General features: G+C 69.1%; 19 protein-coding genes, 1 other RNA gene and 1 pseudogene. 4 read left to right on the top strand and 17 right to left on the bottom strand.

Annotation, left to right across the window (positions count from 1 at the left end; genetic code table 11):
• Positions 1-69: 69 nt before the first annotated feature.
• Positions 70-924, top strand: a complete 855-nt coding sequence (gene panB / locus ACFOWZ_RS01600; protein WP_382367433.1) for a 3-methyl-2-oxobutanoate hydroxymethyltransferase — start codon at positions 70-72, stop codon at positions 922-924.
• A gap of 56 nt (positions 925-980) precedes the next feature.
• On the opposite strand, the gene ACFOWZ_RS01595 is transcribed toward panB, so the two are convergent.
• Entirely contained in the window at positions 981-1838 is an 858-nt protein-coding gene (locus ACFOWZ_RS01595) for a glutathione S-transferase family protein (RefSeq protein WP_382367431.1), read from the bottom strand.
• 18 nt (positions 1839-1856) lie between these two features.
• Here ACFOWZ_RS01595 and pip point away from each other — a divergent pair, with 18 nt between their 5' ends.
• Entirely contained in the window at positions 1857-2798 is a 942-nt protein-coding gene (gene pip / locus ACFOWZ_RS01590) for a prolyl aminopeptidase (RefSeq protein WP_382367428.1), read from the top strand.
• Here pip and ACFOWZ_RS01585 read toward each other — a convergent pair.
• The 12 genes from ACFOWZ_RS01585 to ACFOWZ_RS01530 all read right to left on the bottom strand — a co-directional run bounded on the left by ACFOWZ_RS01585 (position 2795) and on the right by ACFOWZ_RS01530 (position 14096).
• On the bottom strand, positions 2795-3220 hold the full coding sequence (locus ACFOWZ_RS01585) for an RICIN domain-containing protein (protein WP_382367425.1): 426 nt from the start codon (positions 3218-3220) through the stop codon (positions 2795-2797). The two genes, pip and ACFOWZ_RS01585, sit on opposite strands and share 4 nt — an antisense overlap.
• 50 nt (positions 3221-3270) lie before the next feature.
• Positions 3271-4032 carry a helical backbone metal receptor gene (locus ACFOWZ_RS01580; RefSeq protein ID WP_382367422.1) on the bottom strand — a complete coding sequence of 254 codons (762 nt, stop codon included), beginning with the start codon at positions 4030-4032 and terminating at the stop codon, positions 3271-3273.
• Positions 4032-4697: an NADPH-dependent F420 reductase gene (npdG, locus tag ACFOWZ_RS01575; RefSeq protein WP_030472633.1), complete on the bottom strand. Its 666-nt coding sequence runs from the start codon at positions 4695-4697 to the stop codon at positions 4032-4034. The genes ACFOWZ_RS01580 and npdG overlap by 1 nt, the downstream gene beginning before the upstream one ends.
• Positions 4698-4876: 179 nt before the next feature.
• A complete protein-coding gene (locus tag ACFOWZ_RS01570) occupies positions 4877-6283 on the bottom strand; it encodes an RNB domain-containing ribonuclease (protein ID WP_382367419.1) in 1407 nt (468 codons plus the stop codon).
• A 68-nt stretch (positions 6284-6351) separates the two neighbouring features.
• A complete protein-coding gene (locus ACFOWZ_RS01565) occupies positions 6352-6546 on the bottom strand; it encodes a hypothetical protein (protein WP_382367417.1) in 195 nt (64 codons plus the stop codon).
• On the bottom strand, positions 6543-7016 hold the full coding sequence (locus ACFOWZ_RS01560) for a hypothetical protein (RefSeq protein WP_382367415.1): 474 nt from the start codon (positions 7014-7016) through the stop codon (positions 6543-6545). The genes ACFOWZ_RS01565 and ACFOWZ_RS01560 overlap by 4 nt, the downstream gene beginning before the upstream one ends.
• Before the next feature lie 18 nt (positions 7017-7034).
• Complete coding sequence (locus ACFOWZ_RS01555) at positions 7035-8036, bottom strand: C40 family peptidase (protein ID WP_382367413.1); 1002 nt, start codon at positions 8034-8036, stop codon at positions 7035-7037.
• A 3-nt stretch (positions 8037-8039) separates the two neighbouring features.
• Complete coding sequence (locus ACFOWZ_RS01550; RefSeq protein WP_382367411.1) at positions 8040-8633, bottom strand: hypothetical protein; 594 nt, start codon at positions 8631-8633, stop codon at positions 8040-8042.
• Between the two features lie 12 nt (positions 8634-8645).
• Complete coding sequence (locus ACFOWZ_RS01545; RefSeq protein ID WP_382367409.1) at positions 8646-10508, bottom strand: hypothetical protein; 1863 nt, start codon at positions 10506-10508, stop codon at positions 8646-8648.
• Positions 10505-13318 (bottom strand): ATP-binding protein, encoded by a 2814-nt coding sequence (locus ACFOWZ_RS01540; RefSeq protein WP_382367482.1) that lies wholly within the window; start codon positions 13316-13318, stop codon positions 10505-10507. Before ACFOWZ_RS01540 ends, ACFOWZ_RS01545 begins: the two co-directional genes overlap by 4 nt.
• A gap of 19 nt (positions 13319-13337) precedes the next feature.
• Complete coding sequence (locus ACFOWZ_RS01535; RefSeq protein WP_030472641.1) at positions 13338-13814, bottom strand: hypothetical protein; 477 nt, start codon at positions 13812-13814, stop codon at positions 13338-13340.
• Between the two features lie 3 nt (positions 13815-13817).
• Entirely contained in the window at positions 13818-14096 is a 279-nt protein-coding gene (locus ACFOWZ_RS01530; protein ID WP_030472642.1) for a hypothetical protein, read from the bottom strand.
• A gap of 415 nt (positions 14097-14511) precedes the next feature.
• Between ACFOWZ_RS01530 and ACFOWZ_RS01525 the strand changes: the two genes are divergently transcribed.
• Positions 14512-14775: a hypothetical protein gene (locus ACFOWZ_RS01525; RefSeq protein WP_233442566.1), complete on the top strand. Its 264-nt coding sequence runs from the start codon at positions 14512-14514 to the stop codon at positions 14773-14775.
• A 4-nt stretch (positions 14776-14779) separates the two neighbouring features.
• On the opposite strand, the gene ACFOWZ_RS01520 is transcribed toward ACFOWZ_RS01525, so the two are convergent.
• The 3 genes and pseudogenes from ACFOWZ_RS01520 to ACFOWZ_RS01510 form a co-directional block, all read right to left on the bottom strand.
• Entirely contained in the window at positions 14780-15298 is a 519-nt protein-coding gene (locus tag ACFOWZ_RS01520; protein WP_382367406.1) for a hypothetical protein, read from the bottom strand.
• A 165-nt stretch (positions 15299-15463) separates the two neighbouring features.
• Positions 15464-16798 carry a hypothetical protein gene (locus ACFOWZ_RS01515; protein WP_382367404.1) on the bottom strand — a complete coding sequence of 445 codons (1335 nt, stop codon included), beginning with the start codon at positions 16796-16798 and terminating at the stop codon, positions 15464-15466.
• 115 nt (positions 16799-16913) lie between these two features.
• Positions 16914-17621 (bottom strand): annotated as a pseudogene (locus ACFOWZ_RS01510) (threonine synthase); the annotation flags it as partial.
• Between the two features lie 113 nt (positions 17622-17734).
• On the opposite strand from ACFOWZ_RS01510, the gene ACFOWZ_RS01505 reads away from it, so the two are divergent.
• The gene (locus tag ACFOWZ_RS01505; RefSeq protein WP_382367402.1) at positions 17735-18934 is read left to right on the top strand and encodes a S8 family peptidase; all 1200 of its coding nucleotides are present in this window, start codon (positions 17735-17737) and stop codon (positions 18932-18934) included.
• A 59-nt stretch (positions 18935-18993) separates the two neighbouring features.
• On the opposite strand, the gene rnpB is transcribed toward ACFOWZ_RS01505, so the two are convergent.
• An RNA gene (gene rnpB, locus ACFOWZ_RS01500) (RNase P RNA component class A) lies at positions 18994-19371 on the bottom strand.
• Positions 19372-19438 lie beyond the last annotated feature (67 nt).

The raw sequence follows: 19438 nt of genomic DNA, 5'->3' as shown, positions 1-19438 counted from the left end.
TGTTCGGCAACCGTGCACCAAGCGCCCGGGGACCCACGTCGTGGGCCTCGAGGAAAGGAACGGTCGACGATGACCACTGCCGAAGTTTCCGCGCCCTACGGCTCCGGAGCGGGCCAGAAGCCCCCGACCAAGAGGGTTCGCGTTCACCACCTGCGTGAGATGAAGGAACGCGGCGAGCCGTGGCCCATGCTCACCTCCTACGACACGTTCACCGCCTCGATCTTCGACGAGGCCGGCATCCCCGTGCTGTTGGTGGGCGACTCCGCGTCGAACACCGTCTACGGGCACGAGACCTCGCTGCCGGTCACGGTGGACGAGCTCGTGCCGCTCGTACGCGCGGTGACGCGTTCGGTCAAGCGCTCTCTCGTTGTCGCTGACCTGCCGTTCGGCTCCTACCAGGTGTCGGTTGAGCAGGCCGTGGCGACCGCTGTGCGGTTCATGAAGGAAGGCAAGGCGCACGCGGTCAAGCTGGAGGGTGGCGCCTACTTCGCGCCGCACATCCGCGCGATCACGGCGGCGGGCATCCCGGTCATGGCGCACATCGGCTTCACCCCGCAGTCCGAGCACCAGCTCGGCGGGTACCGCGTGCAGGGTCGTCACGAGAACCACGACACCGTGGTCCGCGACGCGCTGGCGGTGCAGGAGGCGGGCGCGTTCGCGGTCGTGCTGGAGATGGTGACGGCCGAGGTCGCGAAGCAGATCACGCACGACCTGGTCATCCCGACCGTCGGCATCGGCGCCGGTCCGGACACCGACGCCCAGGTCCTCGTGTGGCAGGACATGATGGGCCTCAACCGCGGCAAGGCACCTCGGTTCGTGAAGCGCTACGCCGACATCGGCAACATCATGCTGGGCGCGGCCGCCGAGTTCGCCAACGAGGTGCGCGGGCACCAGTTCCCCGGTCCCGAGCACACCTTCCACTGATTGAACGATGAACGGCGCTTTTGTCCACCTCAAGTGGACAAAAGCGCCGTTCATCCTCAGCGGGTCCAGGCCTGTGGGTCTGGGCCCGCTGGCACGATGCCGGTCGGATTGATCTGGTGGTGCGTCACGTAGTAGTGGCGCTTGATGTGGTCCCAGTCGACCGTGTCGCCGAACTTCTCGTAGAGGCGCTTCGCGTACGCCCACAGGTTCGGCATCTCCGTGAGCTTGTTCCGGTTGCACTTGAAGTGGCCGTGGTAGACCGCGTCGAACCGGACGAGCGTGGTCCAGAGCCTGATGTCGGCCTCGGTGAGCTGGTCGCCCACCAGGAACGTGTTCGTGCTCAGGTGCTCCTCGATGCGGTCGAGCTCGGCGAACAGGGCGGTGTACGCGTCCTCGTAGGCCTCTTGTGACGTGGCGAAGCCGGCTTTGTAGACGCCGTTGTTGACGTTGTGGAAGATCGGCTCGATCCAGGCGTCGATCTCGTCGCGCAGGTGCTCCGGGTAGAGGGTGCTCTCCGGGCGCCACCGCAGGCTGAAGTCCAGTGTGATCTGCGGGTAGTCGTTCGTGACGACCTCGCTGGTGGTGGTGTCGACCAGCGCCGGCACCGTGACGCGGCCGTCGTAGTGCGGATCGGCGTTCCTGTACGCCTCACTGAGGAAGTCGATGTTCAGGACGGGGTCCGTCCCGGGGAAGCGCCAGCCCTTCTCGTCGCGGATCGGGTCGACGACCGCGAGCGAGATGTCGTCCTCGAGGTTCAGCAGCTTGCGGACGATGACCGCGCGGTGCGCCCACGGGCAGGCGAGGCTGACGACCAGCCGGTAGCGGCCGGGTTCGGGCTCTGGCCGCGCGGTGAAGCGGTTGGGCTGCCGTACGAACGCCCCGGTGGTCGACGTCTCCTTCGTGAACTGCGCCATGTGTTCGACGATAGGCCCATGTACCCGGAGATCGAGCCCCACGCGTCAGGCCATCTGGACACCGGCGACGACAACCTCGTGTACTGGGAGGAGTGCGGAAACCCCGACGGCAAGCCGGTCGTCTTCCTCCACGGCGGTCCCGGAGGCGGCTGCTCGCCGTCGCACCGCCGCCTGTTCGACCCGTCCGCCTACCGGATCGTCCTCTTCGACCAGCGCGGCTGCGGCCGTTCGCTGCCGCACGCGTCCGCCTCGGGTGACCTGTCGCTGAACACGACCTGGCACCTCGTCGCCGACATGGAGCTGTTGCGGGAGTCGCTCGGCATCTCCCGCTGGCAGGTGTTCGGCGGGTCGTGGGGCTCGACGCTCGCGCTGGCGTACGCCGAGAAGCACCCCTCGCGCGTTTCCGAGCTGGTGCTGCGCGGGATCTTCACGCTGCGTTCGTCCGAAGTGGACTGGTACTACCGCGGCGGGGCGGCGAACCTCTTCCCCGACCTGTGGGAGAAGTTCACGGCGCCGATCGCGGGACTCGACGGCGATCCCGTTGAGCTGTACGCGAAGCTGCTCGCCTCACCGGATCCCGAGGTGCACGGGCCGGCGGCGGTCGCGTGGAGCACGTGGGAGGGCGCGACGGTGACGTTGCTGCCGCGGCCGGAGCTGGTGGCGGAGTTCGCCGAACCTTCGTACGCGCTGGCGTTCGCGCGGATCGAGAACCACTACTTCGTCAACAACGGGTGGTTCGAGGAGGGACAGCTGATCCGGGACGCCGTGCGGTTGAAGGACATCCCGGGCGTGATCGTGCAGGGGCGGTACGACATCGCGACGCCCGCGGTGTCGGCGTGGGACCTGCACAAGGCGTGGCCCGGTTCGGAACTGGTGCTGGTGCCGGATGCCGGGCACGCCTACGACGAGCCCGGCATCCTCGCTGCACTGCTTGAAGCAACGGATCGGTTCCGCGACTAACGCAGGCGGTTCCACTTCGCGGTCGTGGTGGTGCAGGCCGCGGTGGCGACCTGCGCGGTCAGGCACTTGCTGGTGACGATGTGGCGGAACTGGAAGTTCCTGTCGCCCAGCGGAGTGCGGCGCCAGCGCTGGGAGGCGGCGGTGCCGCAGGCCTGGGTCAGCACGTCACCCCCGCTCGTGGCGGTCAGGCACTTGCGGGTGGCCACGTTGTGCGAGACGTCCACGTCACTGACCGGGACGATCCACTGCTGGTTGGTGGCGCTTTCGTTGCAGGTCGTCAGAACGACGTTGCTGCCGGTGTCGGCGAGGCAGCGGTTGGTGCCCGCGAGCTGGTAGACGACCAGCGGTTCTGCCTGGGCCGGAATGGCGGTGAGCGCGGTTGCGGCGGCGGCGGTCGCGATGATGGCGGCTAGTTTCCCCATGGCTGTGGATCTTGGCAGCGCTCACCGTCTCGCGAATCCACCTGTGGTTGTCAACCCCAGGTGTAGTCGAGGGCGCGTCCCAGACTCTCCCGCGCCTCCACCAGCGACGGGCCGTACCAGGTCAGGTGCCTGCCGTTGACCAGCACGTACGGCAGTCCGGGGAAGCTCTCCGGGCCGTCTTCGTGGGTGAACTCGTACGGCTCGTCGGGCAGGATCACCAGGTCCGGGCGCCGGTCGTTGAGCTCCTGCAACGACGGGCGCGGGTAGCGCTCCTCGTGGGAGCCGTAGACGTTCTCGATTCCCAGGCGCCGCAACACATCGGTGGCGAACGTGTCCCTGCCGACGACCACCCACGGGCGGCGCCAGACCGGGATCACCGCGGTCAGCCGGACGGGCTCTGTCGAGCGCCACAGGTCCTCGGCGCGGACCAGCCAGTCCGGTTCGAGATCCCACGCCGTGCCGAAGAGGCGCCGCAACGACTTCAGCGCCATCGGCACGGTCGCGGGCGCCTCGGTCACCCAGACCTGGACTCCGTTGGCGCGCAACCGGTCCACGTCCTCGGCGCGGTTCTCCTCGGAGTTCGCGATCACGAGGTCCGGGTTGAGAGACAGGACCTTGTCTACGTCCGGGTACTTCGAGCCACCAACGCGCGGAACGTCCAAAGAGGACGGATGGGTGCAGTAGTCGGTGGCTCCGGCCAACGACGAGGGAACGCTGACCGCGACGGCCTCGGTGATGGACGGCACCAGGCTGACCACGCGTTGCGGCTGGTCGAGCGCGACCGGCTCACCGAGGTCGTCGACGGGCAGCATCAGACTCCCGTGATCTTCAGACCGGCGTGGGTCTTGTAGCGGCGGTTGACCGCGATGAGGTTCGCGGTGAACGCCTCGACCTGGTGGGCGTTGCGCAGCCGGCCGCCGTAGACGCCGCGGAAGCCGGGGACCAGCTCGGCCAGTTCACGAACGGTGTCGGTGGCCTCGCGGTCGTCGCCCAGCACGAGGACGTCCATGTCCACTTCGGACACCGACAGGTCGGCGAGCAGCACGGCGGACACGTGGTGGAACGCGGCGGTGACGCGCGACTCCGGCAGCAGCAGCTCGGCCTGCTGGGCGGCGCTGCCCTCGGTCACCGGCAGCGCGAACGGCCCCTGCTTGTCGAAGCCGAGCGGGTTCACGCAGTCGATGACGATCTTCCCGGCGAGCTGGTCGCGCAACGACGCCAGCAGGTCGCCGTGACCGTCCCACGGAACGGCGACCAGCACGATGTCGGAGTCGGCCGCGCAGTCGGTGTTGTCCGCACCTCGCACGTCGCCGCCGGCGACGTCGACGATCTCCTTGGCCGCCAGCTCCGCCCGCTCGGCGCTGCGGGAGCCGATGATCACCTTGAGGCCCGCCTTGGCCCAGCGGATGGCGAGGCCCTTGCCCTGGGCTCCGGTTCCGCCCAGGACGCCGACGGTGAGGTCACGAATCTCTGTCACCCGTGCATCTTCACACGGGCGAGCGGACGCAGGCTGTCCAACGTGACCTTGCGCTCGCCGCCAGCTTTTCCGCATCCCGAAAGTAACGCGGGGCTCCCCCGTTACCTTGGACGGCACGCGGGGCCCCCGCGTGCACTCAGAGCGAACGAAAGCTCCCCGCGTGCACTGCGGCGCGAGTGTCAGGCGCGGTCGAAGCGGACTCGGCGTTCGGCGGGGTCGGCGTCGACCAGGCGGACGCGAATGCGCTCACCTTCCGGCAGCCGCCTGCCCTCGCACTTGGCGAGCACCGGCGGGTCCGAGACGAAGACCTCGGCCTCCTGGTCCCCCGCCCGCAGCACCACGGCGTCGAACTCCTGCCCGACGCGTCCGGCCAGCACCCACGCCTCGACCTGGTCCAGCGACGCTCGCTCGACCTTCGAGGCCAGCGAGTCCGACGCGCCCATCAGCGACGGCAGCTGCGGCAACGCCTCGGCCAGCCAGGACGGCAGCTCCTCCCCGGCCGTGACGGCGAGGCACACCTCCGTGGCGAACCGGTCCACGAGGCGCCGCAGCGGTGCGGTCACGTGTGTGTACGGCGCTGCCACGCCCGCATGCGTCACGACCTCGGGAGCCTCGCCGTTGAACGCCGAGTAGCCCGCGCCGCGCAACAGCCGTGTGGCGTCGGTGAACAGCGCCAGGGCTTCCGGTTGCGAGGCGTCCAACCCGGCCAGGAACGCGCCCGGCGACACGTCCGCGGGCCACGGCACCCGCAACGCCGCGGCGGACTTGCGGAGTGCCTTCACGGCCTCGGCGTCCGGGTCGGGCAGCGTGCGGAGGATGCCCACCTCGGCCTCCAGCATGATCGACGCGGCCGCCATCCCGGTCATCAGCGAGATCTCGGCGTTCCACGCGTCCACCTGCGCCCGCGGCCGGGTGACGAGCTTCCAGCCCTCGCCGCCCGACTCGACCTCCTGCTCCGGCAGCTGGAGCTCGATCGCCCCGCGCTCACGGGCGAGCTCGCGGCGCAACGGCCCGAACTCCGCCAGGGCGGCGACGGACGGGTGCGGATCGCCCCTGTCGAACGACTCCTGCACCGACGCGTAGTCGAACTGGGCCCTCGACCGCACCAACGCCCGGCGCACTTCCACGTCCGTCGGCACACCGTCGGCCGAGCAGGTGAACGTCCACAGCACCGCAGGACGCGTCACGCCCGGCAAGAGAGAGGCAGCACCCTCGGACAGCACGGTCGGATGCAGCGGCACGTTGCCATCGGGCAGGTAGATGGTCTGTCCGCGTTGCCGGACCTCGGCGTCCAACGCCTCATCGGGCGTCACGAACAGGCCGAGATCGGCGATCGCGTAGTGCACGACGAAACCGGAAGCAGTCCGTTCGAGGCAGAGCGCCTGGTCCAGATCCTTGGCTCCGGGCGGGTCGATCGTCACCAGCGGGATCGAGGTGAGGTCGGGGCGGTCGCCGACGGGACGGGAGACCGCCGTTTCAGCCTCTGCCAGGACTACGGACGGAAACGACGAGGGCAGGTCGAACTCGGTGCGGATGCCGTCGAAGGACAGGTCTGCACGACCCGTGCGGATCACCAGTGAGGCCACCCGCACAGACTAGGCGGGCGGACAGAGCGAGGCCCGGAGCACGCGCTCCGGGCCTCGTCGTCACACTTCTAGTCCTCGTCGTCGCCGCGGAACTTCCTGTCCGCTTCGTCGGCGGCGCGAGTGCGTTCCCGGGCGATCTCCAGCGCGCGAGCCGCCGCGGCCTCGTCCGGGTACGGACCCATCCGGTCCCCACCCCGGCAGCCCTTGCCCTTCTCGACCGTCTGGTGGGTCAGGCAGTAGTACCAACCGCTCGTGTCACTCATACGCGTTCGCCTCCCAAAGGCGCCGGGAATCCCCGCGGCGGCGTGGACTGGTTGGCGTTGGCGTACTCCGACGGGATCGGATCCAAACACGAGACCAGCACCGTGCGGTCCTCGGCGTTCTCGATCTTGCGTCCGGAGCGGTCCCGGTAGACCAGAGATCCGTCGGAGTCGATCTCCATGATCGCGCCGACCTCGGCCAGCTGGTCCTCGTCGAGGTCGGCGAGCTTCTCGTAGCGGGACGGCACCACCCGGTAGACCGGCCACTTCAGGTGACCGTAGGTGCGGTGGAACTCCGCGAGCAGGTGCGTCAGGTGCTGCTGCCACGGCAGCGGCATCGCCTCGGCCAGCGCACGCGGGATGACCACGTAGTCGGCGGACACCCCAGGAGCACCGGCCGCCATGTAGTCACGCACCGGTGTGCTCGACGCGGGCGGTCCGGAAGGCCTCGGGATGGGGTCGTGGTTGAACATGCAGCGCCTCCCCGCGATCTACACGCCCGGCCGGACGGCCAGCGGCATCAACTCGTAATAGTCCCAGTTGATCTTGCTGATCTTCACCACGTCACCCGTCTGTGGCGCGTGGATGTACTCGTTGTTGCCCAGGTACATGCCCACGTGGTGCACAGTGCGCGGGTTCGACGTGTCGGTCGCCCAGAAGATCAGGTCGCCTGCCTGGGCGTCGCGCACCGGGAGGTGGGCGCCGCCCTTCTCGTACTGGTCGTTCGCCACGCGCGGGATCTTCACGCCGGCCGTCGCGAACGCCTTCACGAGGATGCCGGAGCAGTCCCACGCGTCCGGGCCGTTGCCGCCCCACAGGTACGGCTCGCCCAGCTGTTGCTTGGTGAACTCGATGGCGCTGGCCGCCGCGTTCGAGCCCAGCAGGAACTGGCCCGCGCCCGAACCGCAGCCCGCCGGGTCGCTGATCTGCCCGAGCTCGCTCAGCAGGAACGCGGCCATGGACTCCCAGTTGTGGTACCTGTCGGGGAACGCCGACCGTTCGACGGCCTGCGCCGAGTCACCGGGCCGCCTGTTCTCCCAGTCCGGCACCTTCAGCAGCACGTCGTAGAACTTGTTGATCGCGTAGGTCGGGTCGATCACCTGGGCGGGAGTTCCCCAGCCCATCGACGGGCGCATCTGGAAGATGCCGAGCGAGTCGCGGTCGCCGTAGTTCAGCGGACGCAGGCCCGACTCGGTCATGCCCGCCTGGATCGCGACCTGCCACGCGAGCGGCGGCAGCTTGCGCTCCTGGCCGATGGAGATGATCCGCGCGACGATGTTGCGCTGCTCGTCGTTGAGACGTGCCGCGTCGGCCTGGCCCTTGGCGCCGCCTCCCGCGTCCCACGGCCCGATGGCGGCGTTGCAGCCCATCAGCTGGAAGTTGCCGGTCACCGCGGGGTTGGTGGAGTTGCTGACCACCTGCGTCACGCCGGAGGTCGCCACCGCGATCACCACGACGGCGACGAGAGCTCCGATCAGCAACATCAGGCGCATGGGTCAGCCCGCCTTCGTGTAACTGTTCACGCGCCACTTGCCGTCCGGCGCCTTGACCAGCGTGATGACGACCTTGCCGGCGTCGGTGCCCACCTCGAAGTCGGCCGACGACGTGAACGACTTCTTCGGCGTGACCCTCTGGGTGATCTTGTCCGGCACGTTCTTGGGGTCGATCGTCGCCATCTGCGCGAGGAACTCCTCCGTCGTGTACGGACGGAGCTGCGTGAGCCACTTGTTGACGTCGTCGTCCGGTGGCGGCTTGATCCAGTTCTCCGCCCACAGCTCGGCGACCAGCTGCGCGTCGGCCTGGGGCGGAGCGGCGGACGCGGAGATCGACGGCGCCGGTTCCTTGGTGGGCAGCGAGGCACCGCTGGCCGGCAGCTGCCCCACCTGCGTGCCCTGCTGCGACGTCGACGGGCCCCCGGCCGTCTGCGTGGACGGTTTGCGGTCCAGGACCTTCGGGATGATCACGCCGAGCGCGACGACCAGCACCACGAAGATGATGATCGAGGCGGCGAGGTGACGCGGGGAACGCAGCGGCCAGCCCCAGAGCCTGCGGTACACCGCGGCACGGCCGCGGTTGGTTCGGATCGGCACCTACGCCTCCCTTCAGTTGTCCCTGACTTCGAAACCGCGCGACGGTCGGTAGATCACGTGCACCTGACGTCCTGCCACCACTTCTGTCTCGGCCCTGCGAGGTTCCTGCACCGGACCGGAGTAACCGCCCGAACGCGACGGCACGAGCACCGCGTCGTCGACCCGGTCCCACTGCCTGTCCGTGACCGGCGGGCTGTCCACCACGCGCGACCGTCCGACCGGCAACGCCGCCGGGCCCGATCCCGCGGGCAGTGCCCCCGCCCGCACGCCGGAACCGTCGGGGCCGGAGACGATCTGGCCGGGCTGGGAGTCGCGGTCGAGCCGTTGCGCCGTCGCCATGACCGGGCTGGAGGCCTCCGGGCGCACCCGGTTGCGGCCGCGCTGCGGCACCTCGTCGCCGTCGGTCTCGTTCTCGCGCACGGACTCCCAGAACTCGTCCTGCGGTGACGGGCCGGTCTTCTTCTTGCCGAGCATCTTCGACCAGACTCCGCCGCTCATCGGCAGGACGTTGCCCGCGGAGCCGACCGACATCTCGACCATCTGCCACATGCGGCGCAACGGTTTGCCGATGACGAAGCAGATGAGCGTCAGCATCAGGCCGAGCAACGTCCGCGTCAGCAACGACAGCCCGGTCGCGTTGAAGATCGCCTGCAGCAGCAACGCGTGGACACCCGCGAGGACCGCGAGCACCAGCACGTTGAACACCGTCACGGCGGCCGCGCGCGCGACCTTGCGCAGCAGGTCGTGGTGGATCAGCGCGACCAGGCCGATGAGTGGCCCGGCGAGTGTGAGGATGCGCAGCAGCAGCTGGGCCAGCAGTACCGCGGCCTTCGCGAACAGCTGGAACAGCGAGAACGCGATGGACTGCAACAGCGCGAGGAATCCCGCGCCGGTGCGGCTGCCGTCGGTGCCGTCGAAGTAGCCCTTGGCCGTGCCGAGCTGGCCTTCCAACGCCTTCCACTCGGCCTTCTTCGCCTCCAGGGCCGCCTGGTCCGCGTCCTTGTGCTCGGCGATCTCCGTCGTCGTCCACGCCTGCGCCTTGAGAATGCGCGGGCCGTACTCGCTGGCCTGCGGTGCCTCGGGCGTGCCGAACGCGCCGCGCAGCCAGCTCTGGTAGACGACGGCGTCGTGCAGTTTCGTCGGCAGTACGTGCAGTGTGCCCTGTTCTTCCGGTGCCTCGATGAAACCCGCCTGGATCTCCGACGTCTTGGAGACCAGCGTGTTGTCGAGGAGGTTGTAGAACTGCGGTAGCGCGAGTGTCGACGTGGCGAGCCACATCGCGGCCAACGCCCAGAGCCCGCGTTTGGAGATCGTGGCGAAGTCGCCGGTCCAGATCTGGCGGAACATCAGGATCGCCAGGATCAACGCCACCAGGCCGAACCAGCGCAGGTAGACGTTGTCGTAGACCTTCTGCACGCCGTTCTTCACGGCGTCGTCCAGCGGGACCAGCAGGCCGCGGCCCATCACCGTGTAGTGCAACGCGTTCGTGGCGCCGACGATGTTCTTGCCGATGCTGAACAGCTCGTTGCCCGCCCACGTGTCGATCGTGGCGTTGGCGTCGGGCAGGACGTTGCACTTGGCGTTGTAGTTGTGCCAGACCATGCCCGCGTAGCCGTACTCGAGGTACGGCGAGCCGGGCAGGCCGTTGCCGACGGGCGGGTCGAGCGCGCCGACCATGCCCGCGCCCGGCCTCTCCGGATTTGGTGCCTCGCCACAGGTTTGGGCGTGCGCCATCGGGGCACCCAGGACCACCTGGAGCGCCAGGATGGCTGCCACGAGGCTCACCGACCTCGTGCGCGCTGACATGCGCAGGTGGAACCGCCGCCTGGCCCAGAGCAAGGCGGCGATCACCAGCACAATCGTCAGCGCCGTCATGCGGCGCCGTCCCGGTGGCGGTTGGTGCCGTCACCGTGACCCACCAGGTGGGCCTCGTCCTCCGTCAGTCCGAGTTCCATGTCCGCCGCCAGTTCGTCGTCGATCTCGTCGGGCACGTAGGCGGGCGGCTGGGGAGCCGCGCTGTGGTCGTCCGCCGGCACGAGCTCGCCCTTGCCGTTGTCGCGCTTGGCATCGGGGGTCGTGTCGAGGGCGTTGCGCAGGTGCTCGAGGTGCGGGCCGCTGAAGTCGATGCGGATGCGCTCCACACCGCCGGCACCGTCACCGAAGACGAACTGCCGCGGCGCGCGGTCGCGTTCGGTCGCGGTGCGCTCGCCACCGGGACGGCGGCCCAGCGACGCGATGACCTGCTCGTAGCCCGCTCCGACCGGAACCTTGAGCAACCGCAACGCGTCCGCCTGCGCCTGGTCGTCGTCGAGCCTGCCGACGAAGACCGAGTCGAGCAGTGCCACGAAGCCCTGGATCTTCAGGAAGTCCGCGGGGATCTGCGACGACAGCAGCACGCGGACGTTCCACTTTCGCGAGTCACGCGCGAAGCGGTTCATCAGCACGCGACCGGTCGGGACCTCGGAGAGGAAGAACGCCTCGTCGATCCAGACGCCCTTGCGGAGGTCCTTCGGCCGGTCGTAGATCGACCGCTGGGTCAACCAGGCGGCCAGGTTCAGCATCTCGACGCCGAGCGACTCCGCGTCGGTCCAGTGCTCGCGGCCGACGCCGTCCTTCGGCAGGTTGAGGCCCGCCATCGTCAGGACGGTCAGGCGGTCGTCGCGCTGCTCGTTGTACGGGTCGTGGTTGTCCTCGGGGATCAGCAACGACATGCGCTCGCGCATCTCGTCGAGGAAGTCCGCGACGACGACGGCGTGCTCGTGGTGCTCGGACGCGTCCCGGCGCAGCGCCTCGAAGACGAGACCGGGGTGCGCGTCGAAGCGGCCACCGACCGTGCGGACGGCACGCAGCAGCACGATGCGCGTCTGGGGCAGGCGCGCGACCTCGAACGGCAGCAGACCGGTGAGCACGTCCAGCACGAGTCGACGACGGGTCGCGGCCGCCAGTGCCTTCTCGCGGCGCCAGGCCCGTTCGGGGTCGTCCTCGTCGAGGAAGTGCTCGATCATCGGCTCGGCGACCACCCGGTACGGGTTGAGGATGCCGGGCTGGGCGTTGAGCAGGTTGATCGGACGCGCGTACGGGCGCAGCTCCGGCAGGTCGCACAGCGCCGAGAGCGGACCGGACGGGTCGAGCAACGTCCAGTGCGCGCCGGCCCGCAGGGTCTTGTAGACCATGCCGCCGCCGAGGAACGACTTGCCGGCACCGAGGCCCGCGACCATCGCCGTCAGACCCGACGCGTCGCGCAGCTCCTGCGCCATCCACGGGTCCCAGGCGACCGGGCGGCGCGTGGCCGTGACGGTCTCGCCAAGAAGAATTCCGCGGCGGTCGCCGACCTCGGCCGTGGCCGTGGGAACAGCACTCGCGGCCCACAACACGCTGCCGCGGCGCAGGTACGCGCCGTTGGACAGCGGTTCGCCGGGGATGAACTCGCGGGCGATCGCGTACTGCGCCTCGGGGTGCTCGATCGCGATCTTCGGCTTGTACAGCTCGAGGAGGGACTGGGCGAGCCGCAGCGCCTCGCGCTCGGTCGGGCCGCTGACCGCGAGCCGCCACCACGAGCGCACCCGGGTGCCCAGCGCGGTGAAGCCCGACGTCATCTCGTCGTCGATCTCCAGCACGCGTCCGGCCTGGCGGGCGAGTGACTGCGGCGGGTCGAGCTCGTGCTCGTCGGTGTAGTGGCGGACCTGCGAGCGCACCTTGCTCATCTGCCGCGACAGCTCGCCCGAGACCTCCTCGGGCTTGCGCACGTAGATGCGGGCGGACCACTCGACGCTCGCCGGGAGCCTGTCCGCGCGCTGCACCCACGGGTCGTCGACCTCGGGGATCTGCAGGCCGTGCATCAGCCCGACCGTCAGCACCGCGACGTGCCGCTTGATGCCCGCGTTCGAGCCGGTGCGGCCGCGCACGGTCACCGTCGGCGAGTACGGCTCCTGGTGGAAGTCCGCGGCGTCGGTGAAGGACGCCAGGTCCTCCGGTTCCCAGGCGGCACCCGGCACGGCGGGCAGGTTGCGCGGCGCGGGCAGGCCCAGCGAGCACGACCGGTGCATGAGCCAGGACATCTCCTCGGCCGTCGCGGGACGGCCTTCGAGACCGGCGGACCCGATCACCTGGTCGAGGTGCTCGACCTCGGAGTCGAGCGCCACGAGCTCGGCGTCGACGGCGTCCGGGAAGACCTTGCGCAGCACGGGGGCGGCCCGTTCGACGGCGCGGTCCATCATGTTGCGGGTCTGCACCTGGACGCCCAGGTAGACCTCTTTCTCCGCCATCGAGCGGCCCATGAGCTGCTGCTGCTCGCCGATCATGTAGTCGTCGAACGACAGCGTGCCGGGCGTGTCCGGCAGGCGCTTGACGGCGTTGTGCACGTGCGCCTCGGCCCACATGCGGATCGGGTACGGCCGCGTGGTGACCCGCAGGTGCATCCAGCGGCCCTGCAGCTCGGCGTACTGACCGGCGATGGCGGCGATCAGGTCCTGGCGCTGCGAGTCGCTGCGGAACGACCAGCGCTGCGGCGCGAGCCGGTACCAGGCGTAGACCTCCTGGCCGGTGCGCAGCAGGTGGCCGTCGATGCTGCGGGCCGCGATCGACGGCGTGTAGCTGGGCACGGCCTGCTCGCCGGGCAGGCGCCGGCCGCGCTTCGAGTAGACCTGCGCGCGCTCGCGGGGATCGGCCGCGGCGTGCTGGGCGATGTGCTGGGCGGAGCGACGGTCACGGTCTCGCCGGCGTCCGAACACCGCGAACCTCCTTCTTACGGCTGGCTGACGTCCGGCGGGTCTGGGCCTGCTGTCTCGCCCGTCGTTGTTGTTTCTTGCTCAACTTGGGACGAGGCCGCTGGGCGCTGACCCGGATCCGGGCGGCGCTGGCCGCTCCTCCGGAGCTTGCCGTGCGTTCTCGAGGTGCGGTGAGCTCGCGGACCCACATCGACATGACGGCCGTGAGAGGCCGCTCATGACTGATCCGCGCCGTGATGAAGCGCGTGAGGAGGATCGTGGCGACGAGGGCCCACGCGGTCGAGAAGAACCCGAACCCGACGCCCATCTGCCGCTCGATCGTGAGTACGACGAGGAAAACGACGATCCCGACGCCCCACGCGACGTACCGCGCGCGCCAGGGAAAAGTCGCTTTGGGCGGGCCGAGCCAGACGGCGTCGACCCGGTAGACCTCGTCGTCAGTGCGGACCCGCACGTGTCAGCCTCCGACGAACAGGCCGGCGAGCCACTTGCCGATGTTCGACCCCGCGTCGGTGGTGACCGCGAGGCCGATGATGGCCAGGGCGACGATCACGCCACCGAGGCGGCGCATGACACCCGCGTTGTCACCTTTGCCACCACCCAGCCAGAGGAGGAGGAGCGCGACGGTGAGCAGGAGCAGCGGAACGATGTTGTCCAGGATCCAGCCGCGGACATTGCCTGTGCCCGGCACCGTCGGCTGCTGCTGAGCGAGTGTCACCAGGTCCATGGCGGTCATTAGGTACTCCAGAGTGCGCTCGGGCTTGCGCTACGAGTAGAACACGAGTTCGTCACGACGTGTGAAGCTGTTGGAGCGGGCTGTAGATCATCTGGCCGTTCCCCCTGGGAGGAATTACGTCTAATCTGGCCGACACATCATCACTGAGGAGAGGTCAGTGGGGAACACCCGGCTCAAGATTCTCTCCGTCGCTGGCAAGGTTCACCCGACTGCGAACGCCCTGGTCACACACAGTGCGTGCGTCTCAAACATGCGCACGTGTCCACTCATGTGAACGCCCTGATCGGCCGGTTCGCGACCCCTCCGCGGGCGCGCTCCGGAGCGACGACTCCGAGGAGATTCGCCGATGCTCGAACCTGACCTCGTGCCGGACGGAAGTGTGGACGGAATCACAGCCTCCCCTAGTGCTCCAGGCGTGGATCAGCCTACCGGGGAGGGCCCGCAATCCCGGCGCCGGGTCCAGCGGACGATCAACTTCGACAGGTCGGTGCTGGAGCGGGCTCGTGCGGCGGCGACGTATCTGGCGTCGTATGAGCCTCAGGCGGGGGTGCGGTCGCTGGCGGACATCGTGAATCCCGCCGTGTTGGCTTACGTGACGGAGTTGGAGGAGCTCTACAACGCGGGGGAGCCGTTTCGGCCCGTTCTTCGGATGCCTTCGGGGCGGCCGGCCAAGCGTTGAGGGCCTACCTCCTGTGGCGGTACTTGACGAGCAGGGCCAGGTAGATCGCGAGCAGCCCGCCGTCGACGGCGAGGATCACCCACACGACCCAGTCCGGGTTCGCGAGCGCCAGAGGAACGGCCACGAACACTGGGGCGATCGCAATCAGAATCAACGGAAAGTAGTACGGCAGCATTCGCTGACGAAGCCGGTTCCTGGGGTCGGCCGTTGCAATGTGCCACCCCTCCACGCCTCGGGCCCCTCCGGACAGCGGGACGTCGAACGTTCTGCGCAGGTACTCAGAAGCCTGTCCGATCTGAGCTCCGTGAAACAGGATGACGATGCCCAGCAGCACGGAGATCAACGGCGAGACGAGCAGGAGCGGTCCGTTCCGCCTCTCGACCCCGAAACCGAGCACAGCGGAGCTGACTGTCACCGAGCAGACCATCAGCGACGTCCTGTGGTCCATCTTCTTGAGGATCTCGTCGCGCAGAGCCTTGTACTCCGCCAGGGCGATCTCCGCAGCGAACTTCGGATCAACCATGATCGAGTTCTCGCCAGCTCGGCCATCGACGGTCTCGTCGCCAGAAGGTTCCATCTGCCCTCCAGGCCGTTCCCTCACCACTGCCGACTAGCTCGATTGACTGGCGGTCTTCGTTACAGATCAGACTTCACAACTTTGTGAAACCTGTGTAACTTCTGAACCATGTTACGGTTCCTGCTGCGCCGCGACCGGATCGTCCTGACCTCCTGGATCGTGCTGATCGCAGGCGTGGTCCTCAGCGTCACCGGCCAGTACACCCGGATGTTCCCCACCCCGGAATCCGCTCTCGCCTTCGCTCACGACGTCGCGGGCAACGCCGCGCTCACCGCGTTCACCGGCCAGCTCACCGACCCGACGCTCCCAGGCCTGATCAGGTGGAAGATCGCCGACGTCGCGTTCACCCTGACCTCCCTGATGGCGATCCTCACGGTCATCCGGCACACCAGGGCCGAGGAGGAGTCCGGCCGCCACGAACTCCTGCGCTCCACGCCCATCTCCCGCCTCACTCCCCTCGCTTCCGCGCTCGCCCTGGCCGTGGGCGCTTCCCTGCTGACCGGCGCCCTCGTAGCCGCGATCGGCGGGTTGCGGTTCGGGGCCGCGGTGGCCGCGCCGGGCCTGGTGTTCGCGGGCGTGGCCGGAGTGGCCGCACAGCTCACCGAACGGTCGTCGACGGCGAGGCTGATCGCGTGCGGCGTGCTGGGCGTGACGTACGGGGTGCGGTTCGCGGCGGACGGCAGCGGGGTGCTGTGGCTGCGCTGGTTCTCGCCCAACGGGTGGAGCCACCTCGCGTTCGCACAGGCCCGGGTGTTCGTGGTGCCGGTCGTGGCCGCCGCGGCGTTGAGCGCGCTCGCGTTCTGGCTGAACCTGCGCCGCGACTTCGGGGCCGGTCTCCTGGCCGCGCGGCCCGGGCCTGCCGGTGGGGACGTCAGCCTGCCGTGGCGGGTGCATCGGACGCAGGTGATCGGGTGGACGGTGGCGTTCGCGGTGGCCGGAGCCGCGATGGGTGGTGTGGCCGCCGGGATGCACGGCACGGTCGACGGGCCCCTGATGCAGGAGTTCCTGCGGCGGTACGGGTCCGGCGAGATCGGGGACTCGCTGCTGTGGATGGTGCTGATCAGCCTGGGCGGGACGGCGGCGTTGTTCCCGGTGCTGGCGGTGCTGCGGATTCGTTCGGACGAGACGAGCGGCCGGGCGGAGTTGTTGCTCGCGACCGCGATCGGGCGGATGCGGTGGGCGGCGGGGCACGACCACCTCGTCGTCCGCCGCGAGCCAGCCGTTCGAGCGCAGGGCACGGACCGCGCTGATCGTGGCGGCGCCTTCCGGGCACAGGAAAACGCCTTCGAGGCGGGCACATTCGGCGCGGTCGGCTTCGATCTGCTCGTCGTCGACGGCGATCGCGGTGCCGCCGGTTTCCCTGATCGCCCGCAGGATGATGAAGTCCCCCAACGGTTTCGGCACGTTGATGCCGAACGCGTCGGTGTAGGCGTCCTGCCAGAACACCGACTCCGCCTCGCCCTCTTCGAACGCCCTGACGATCGGGGCGCAGCCCGTGGACTGGACGGGCGACGAGCCGCGGCATCGGACCGGTGATCCAGCCGAGCTCGCGCATCTCGTGCAGCGCCTTGTGAATCCCGATCAGGCCGACCCCGCCGCCGGTCGGGTAGACGATCACGTCGGGCACGCGCCAGCCGAGCTGCTCGACGATCTCGTAGCCCATCGTCTTCTTGCCCTCGATGCGGTACGGCTCGCGCAACGTGGAGGCGTCGAAGAGGTCGACGTCGGCGACGGCCTTGGCGGCGTCGGCGATCGTGCCCGGCACGATCCGCAGCTCGGCGCCGCTCGCCTCGACCTCCTCGCGGGTGATGAGCGGAGCGTCCTCCGGCATGGCGATGACGCTGCGCAGGCCCGCGCGGGCCGCGTACAGGGCCCAGGCGGCGCCCGCGTTGCCGTTGGTCGGCATCTTGATGCCCTCGACGCCGAGCTCCTTCGCCCTGGCGACCCCGACAGCCGCGCCGCGGGCCTTGAACGAGCCGGTCGGGATGAGCGACTCGTCCTTCATCAGGATCTTCGCGTCGAGAGCCCTGCTCAGCGCGGGCAACCCGACGATCGGGGTCATGCCCTCGCCGAGGCTGAAGGCGGGGTCGGGAGCGCGGACCGGCAGCACGTCGCGGTAGCGCCAGAGGCTGTTCTCGCTGGTGGGACGGCCGACTCTGGTGAGGTCGTAGCGGGCCAGCAGCGGTGACGCGCACTCGTGGCAGAGGTTCTGGACGGTGTCGGCGTCGTGGCGCAGACCGCAGCGAGCGCACTCCAGGTGAGTCAGCACCCGTTCATCAATACAGGCGGATGCGCCCACCGATTTACACCCGAAAGTACTAACGCTTCTGCCCGTTCGGGTGAGAACATCGTGATCCCTGCTCCTGCCCCTCGAGGAGAGACATGCGACGACCCACCGTCCAGGCCCTGTTCGCAGCCGTCCTGCTCGCTGCCGCCGTTCCCGCCGCTCCCGCCAGTGCCGACACCCAGACCAGCGGATACATCGTCCTGCTGAAGGACGGCGTGAGCGTGTCGAGCGTGACCGGCCTTCTCGGCGTCACCGTCGACAACGTCTACGAGTCCGCCGTGCGCGGTTACTCGGGACGCATGACCGCCACGACCGCGGCACGCCTCGCGCGTGACCCGCGGGTCGCCCTGGTGCAGCCCGACGGCGTGGCCTCGATCGCCGCGCAGACCCTGCCCACCGGCATCGACCGCATCGACGCCGAGCAGAGCCCGACCGCCAAGATCAACGGCACCGACGAACGCGTGAACGTGGACGTCGCCGTGATCGACACGGGCGTCGACCTCGACCACCCCGACCTCAACGTCAACACGGCAGGCGCCAAGAACTGCTCCACCGGCCGCAGCGCCGACGACGGCAACGGCCACGGCACCCACGTCGCGGGCACCATCGGCGCGCTCGACAACGGGAACGGGGTCGTGGGAGTCGCCCCCGGCGCCAGGATCTGGCCGGTCCGCGTGCTCAACAACCAGGGCAGCGGCTCGTTCTCCGCGATCATCTGCGGCATCGACTACGTGACCGCGCACGCGAACGAGATCGAGGTCGCGAACATGAGCCTCGGCGGCTCCGGCAGCGACAGCGCCTGCGGGTCCAACAAGGACGCGATGCACGAGGCGATCTGCCGCTCGGTGTCCGCCGGCGTGACCTACGTCGTGGCCGCCGGCAACAGCGCGGCGAACTCGTCGACCTTCGTTCCGGCCACCTACGCGGAAGTCATCACGGTCAGCGCGCTGGCCGACTTCAACGGCCAGCCGGGTGGCGGAGCGGCTTCGACGTGCCGTGCCGACGTGGACGACACGTTCGCCGACTTCTCGAACTACGGCGCTGACGTGGACGTCATCGCTCCGGGCGTCTGCATCCTGTCGACCTGGAAGGGCGGCGGCTACAACACGATCTCGGGCACGTCGATGGCCAGCCCGCACGTCGCGGGTGCGGCGGCGCTGTACAAGGCGACCCACCCGAGCGCGTCTCCGTCGGCCGTGAAGTCGGCTCTGCAGGCCGCGGGCACCAGCAACTGGAACTCCTCGACCGATCCGGACGGCACGCACGAGCCTCTGCTCAACGTCGCGTCGTTCTGATCCCACGAGGACGGTGCCGGGCGGGCAGGCCCGGCACCGTCCTTTCAGGAGTGCCGGGGCGGATGAGCCGGCATGTAAGCCGGATCCTGTTCATGGGACTCGCGTCCCACTTGGCGGCCATCCATCTGGGCCTGCCGTTGCCGACAGGCTCTAGCGGCCTACCCGCGAGCATCGGACGGGCCGCCCTCGAACGCTCGCGCAGGCACTCGCGTGCCCTCTTGGCCTTGCTCCGGGTGGGGTTTACCTAGCCGCCCCAGTCACCTGGGGCGCTGGTGGTCTCTTACACCACCGTTTCACCCTTACCTCGACAAGCGAGGCGGTCTGCTTTCTGTGGCACTGTCCCGAGGGTCGCCCCTGGTTGCCGTTAACAACCACCCTGCCCTGTGGAGTCCGGACTTTCCTCGACAGTCTCCTGCCGCGGCCGCCCTGCCGACTCATCCGCGCCCACCAGGATATCCCAGCGGCTGGAACTGGTTGTCCAGTGGTCCGGACGTTGGTTCACTC

It is taken from the genome of Lentzea rhizosphaerae, assembly GCF_042649515.1.
Taxonomy (GTDB): Bacteria; Actinomycetota; Actinomycetes; order Mycobacteriales; family Pseudonocardiaceae; genus Lentzea; species Lentzea aerocolonigenes.
This window is presented reverse-complemented; position numbering and strand designations above follow the sequence as displayed.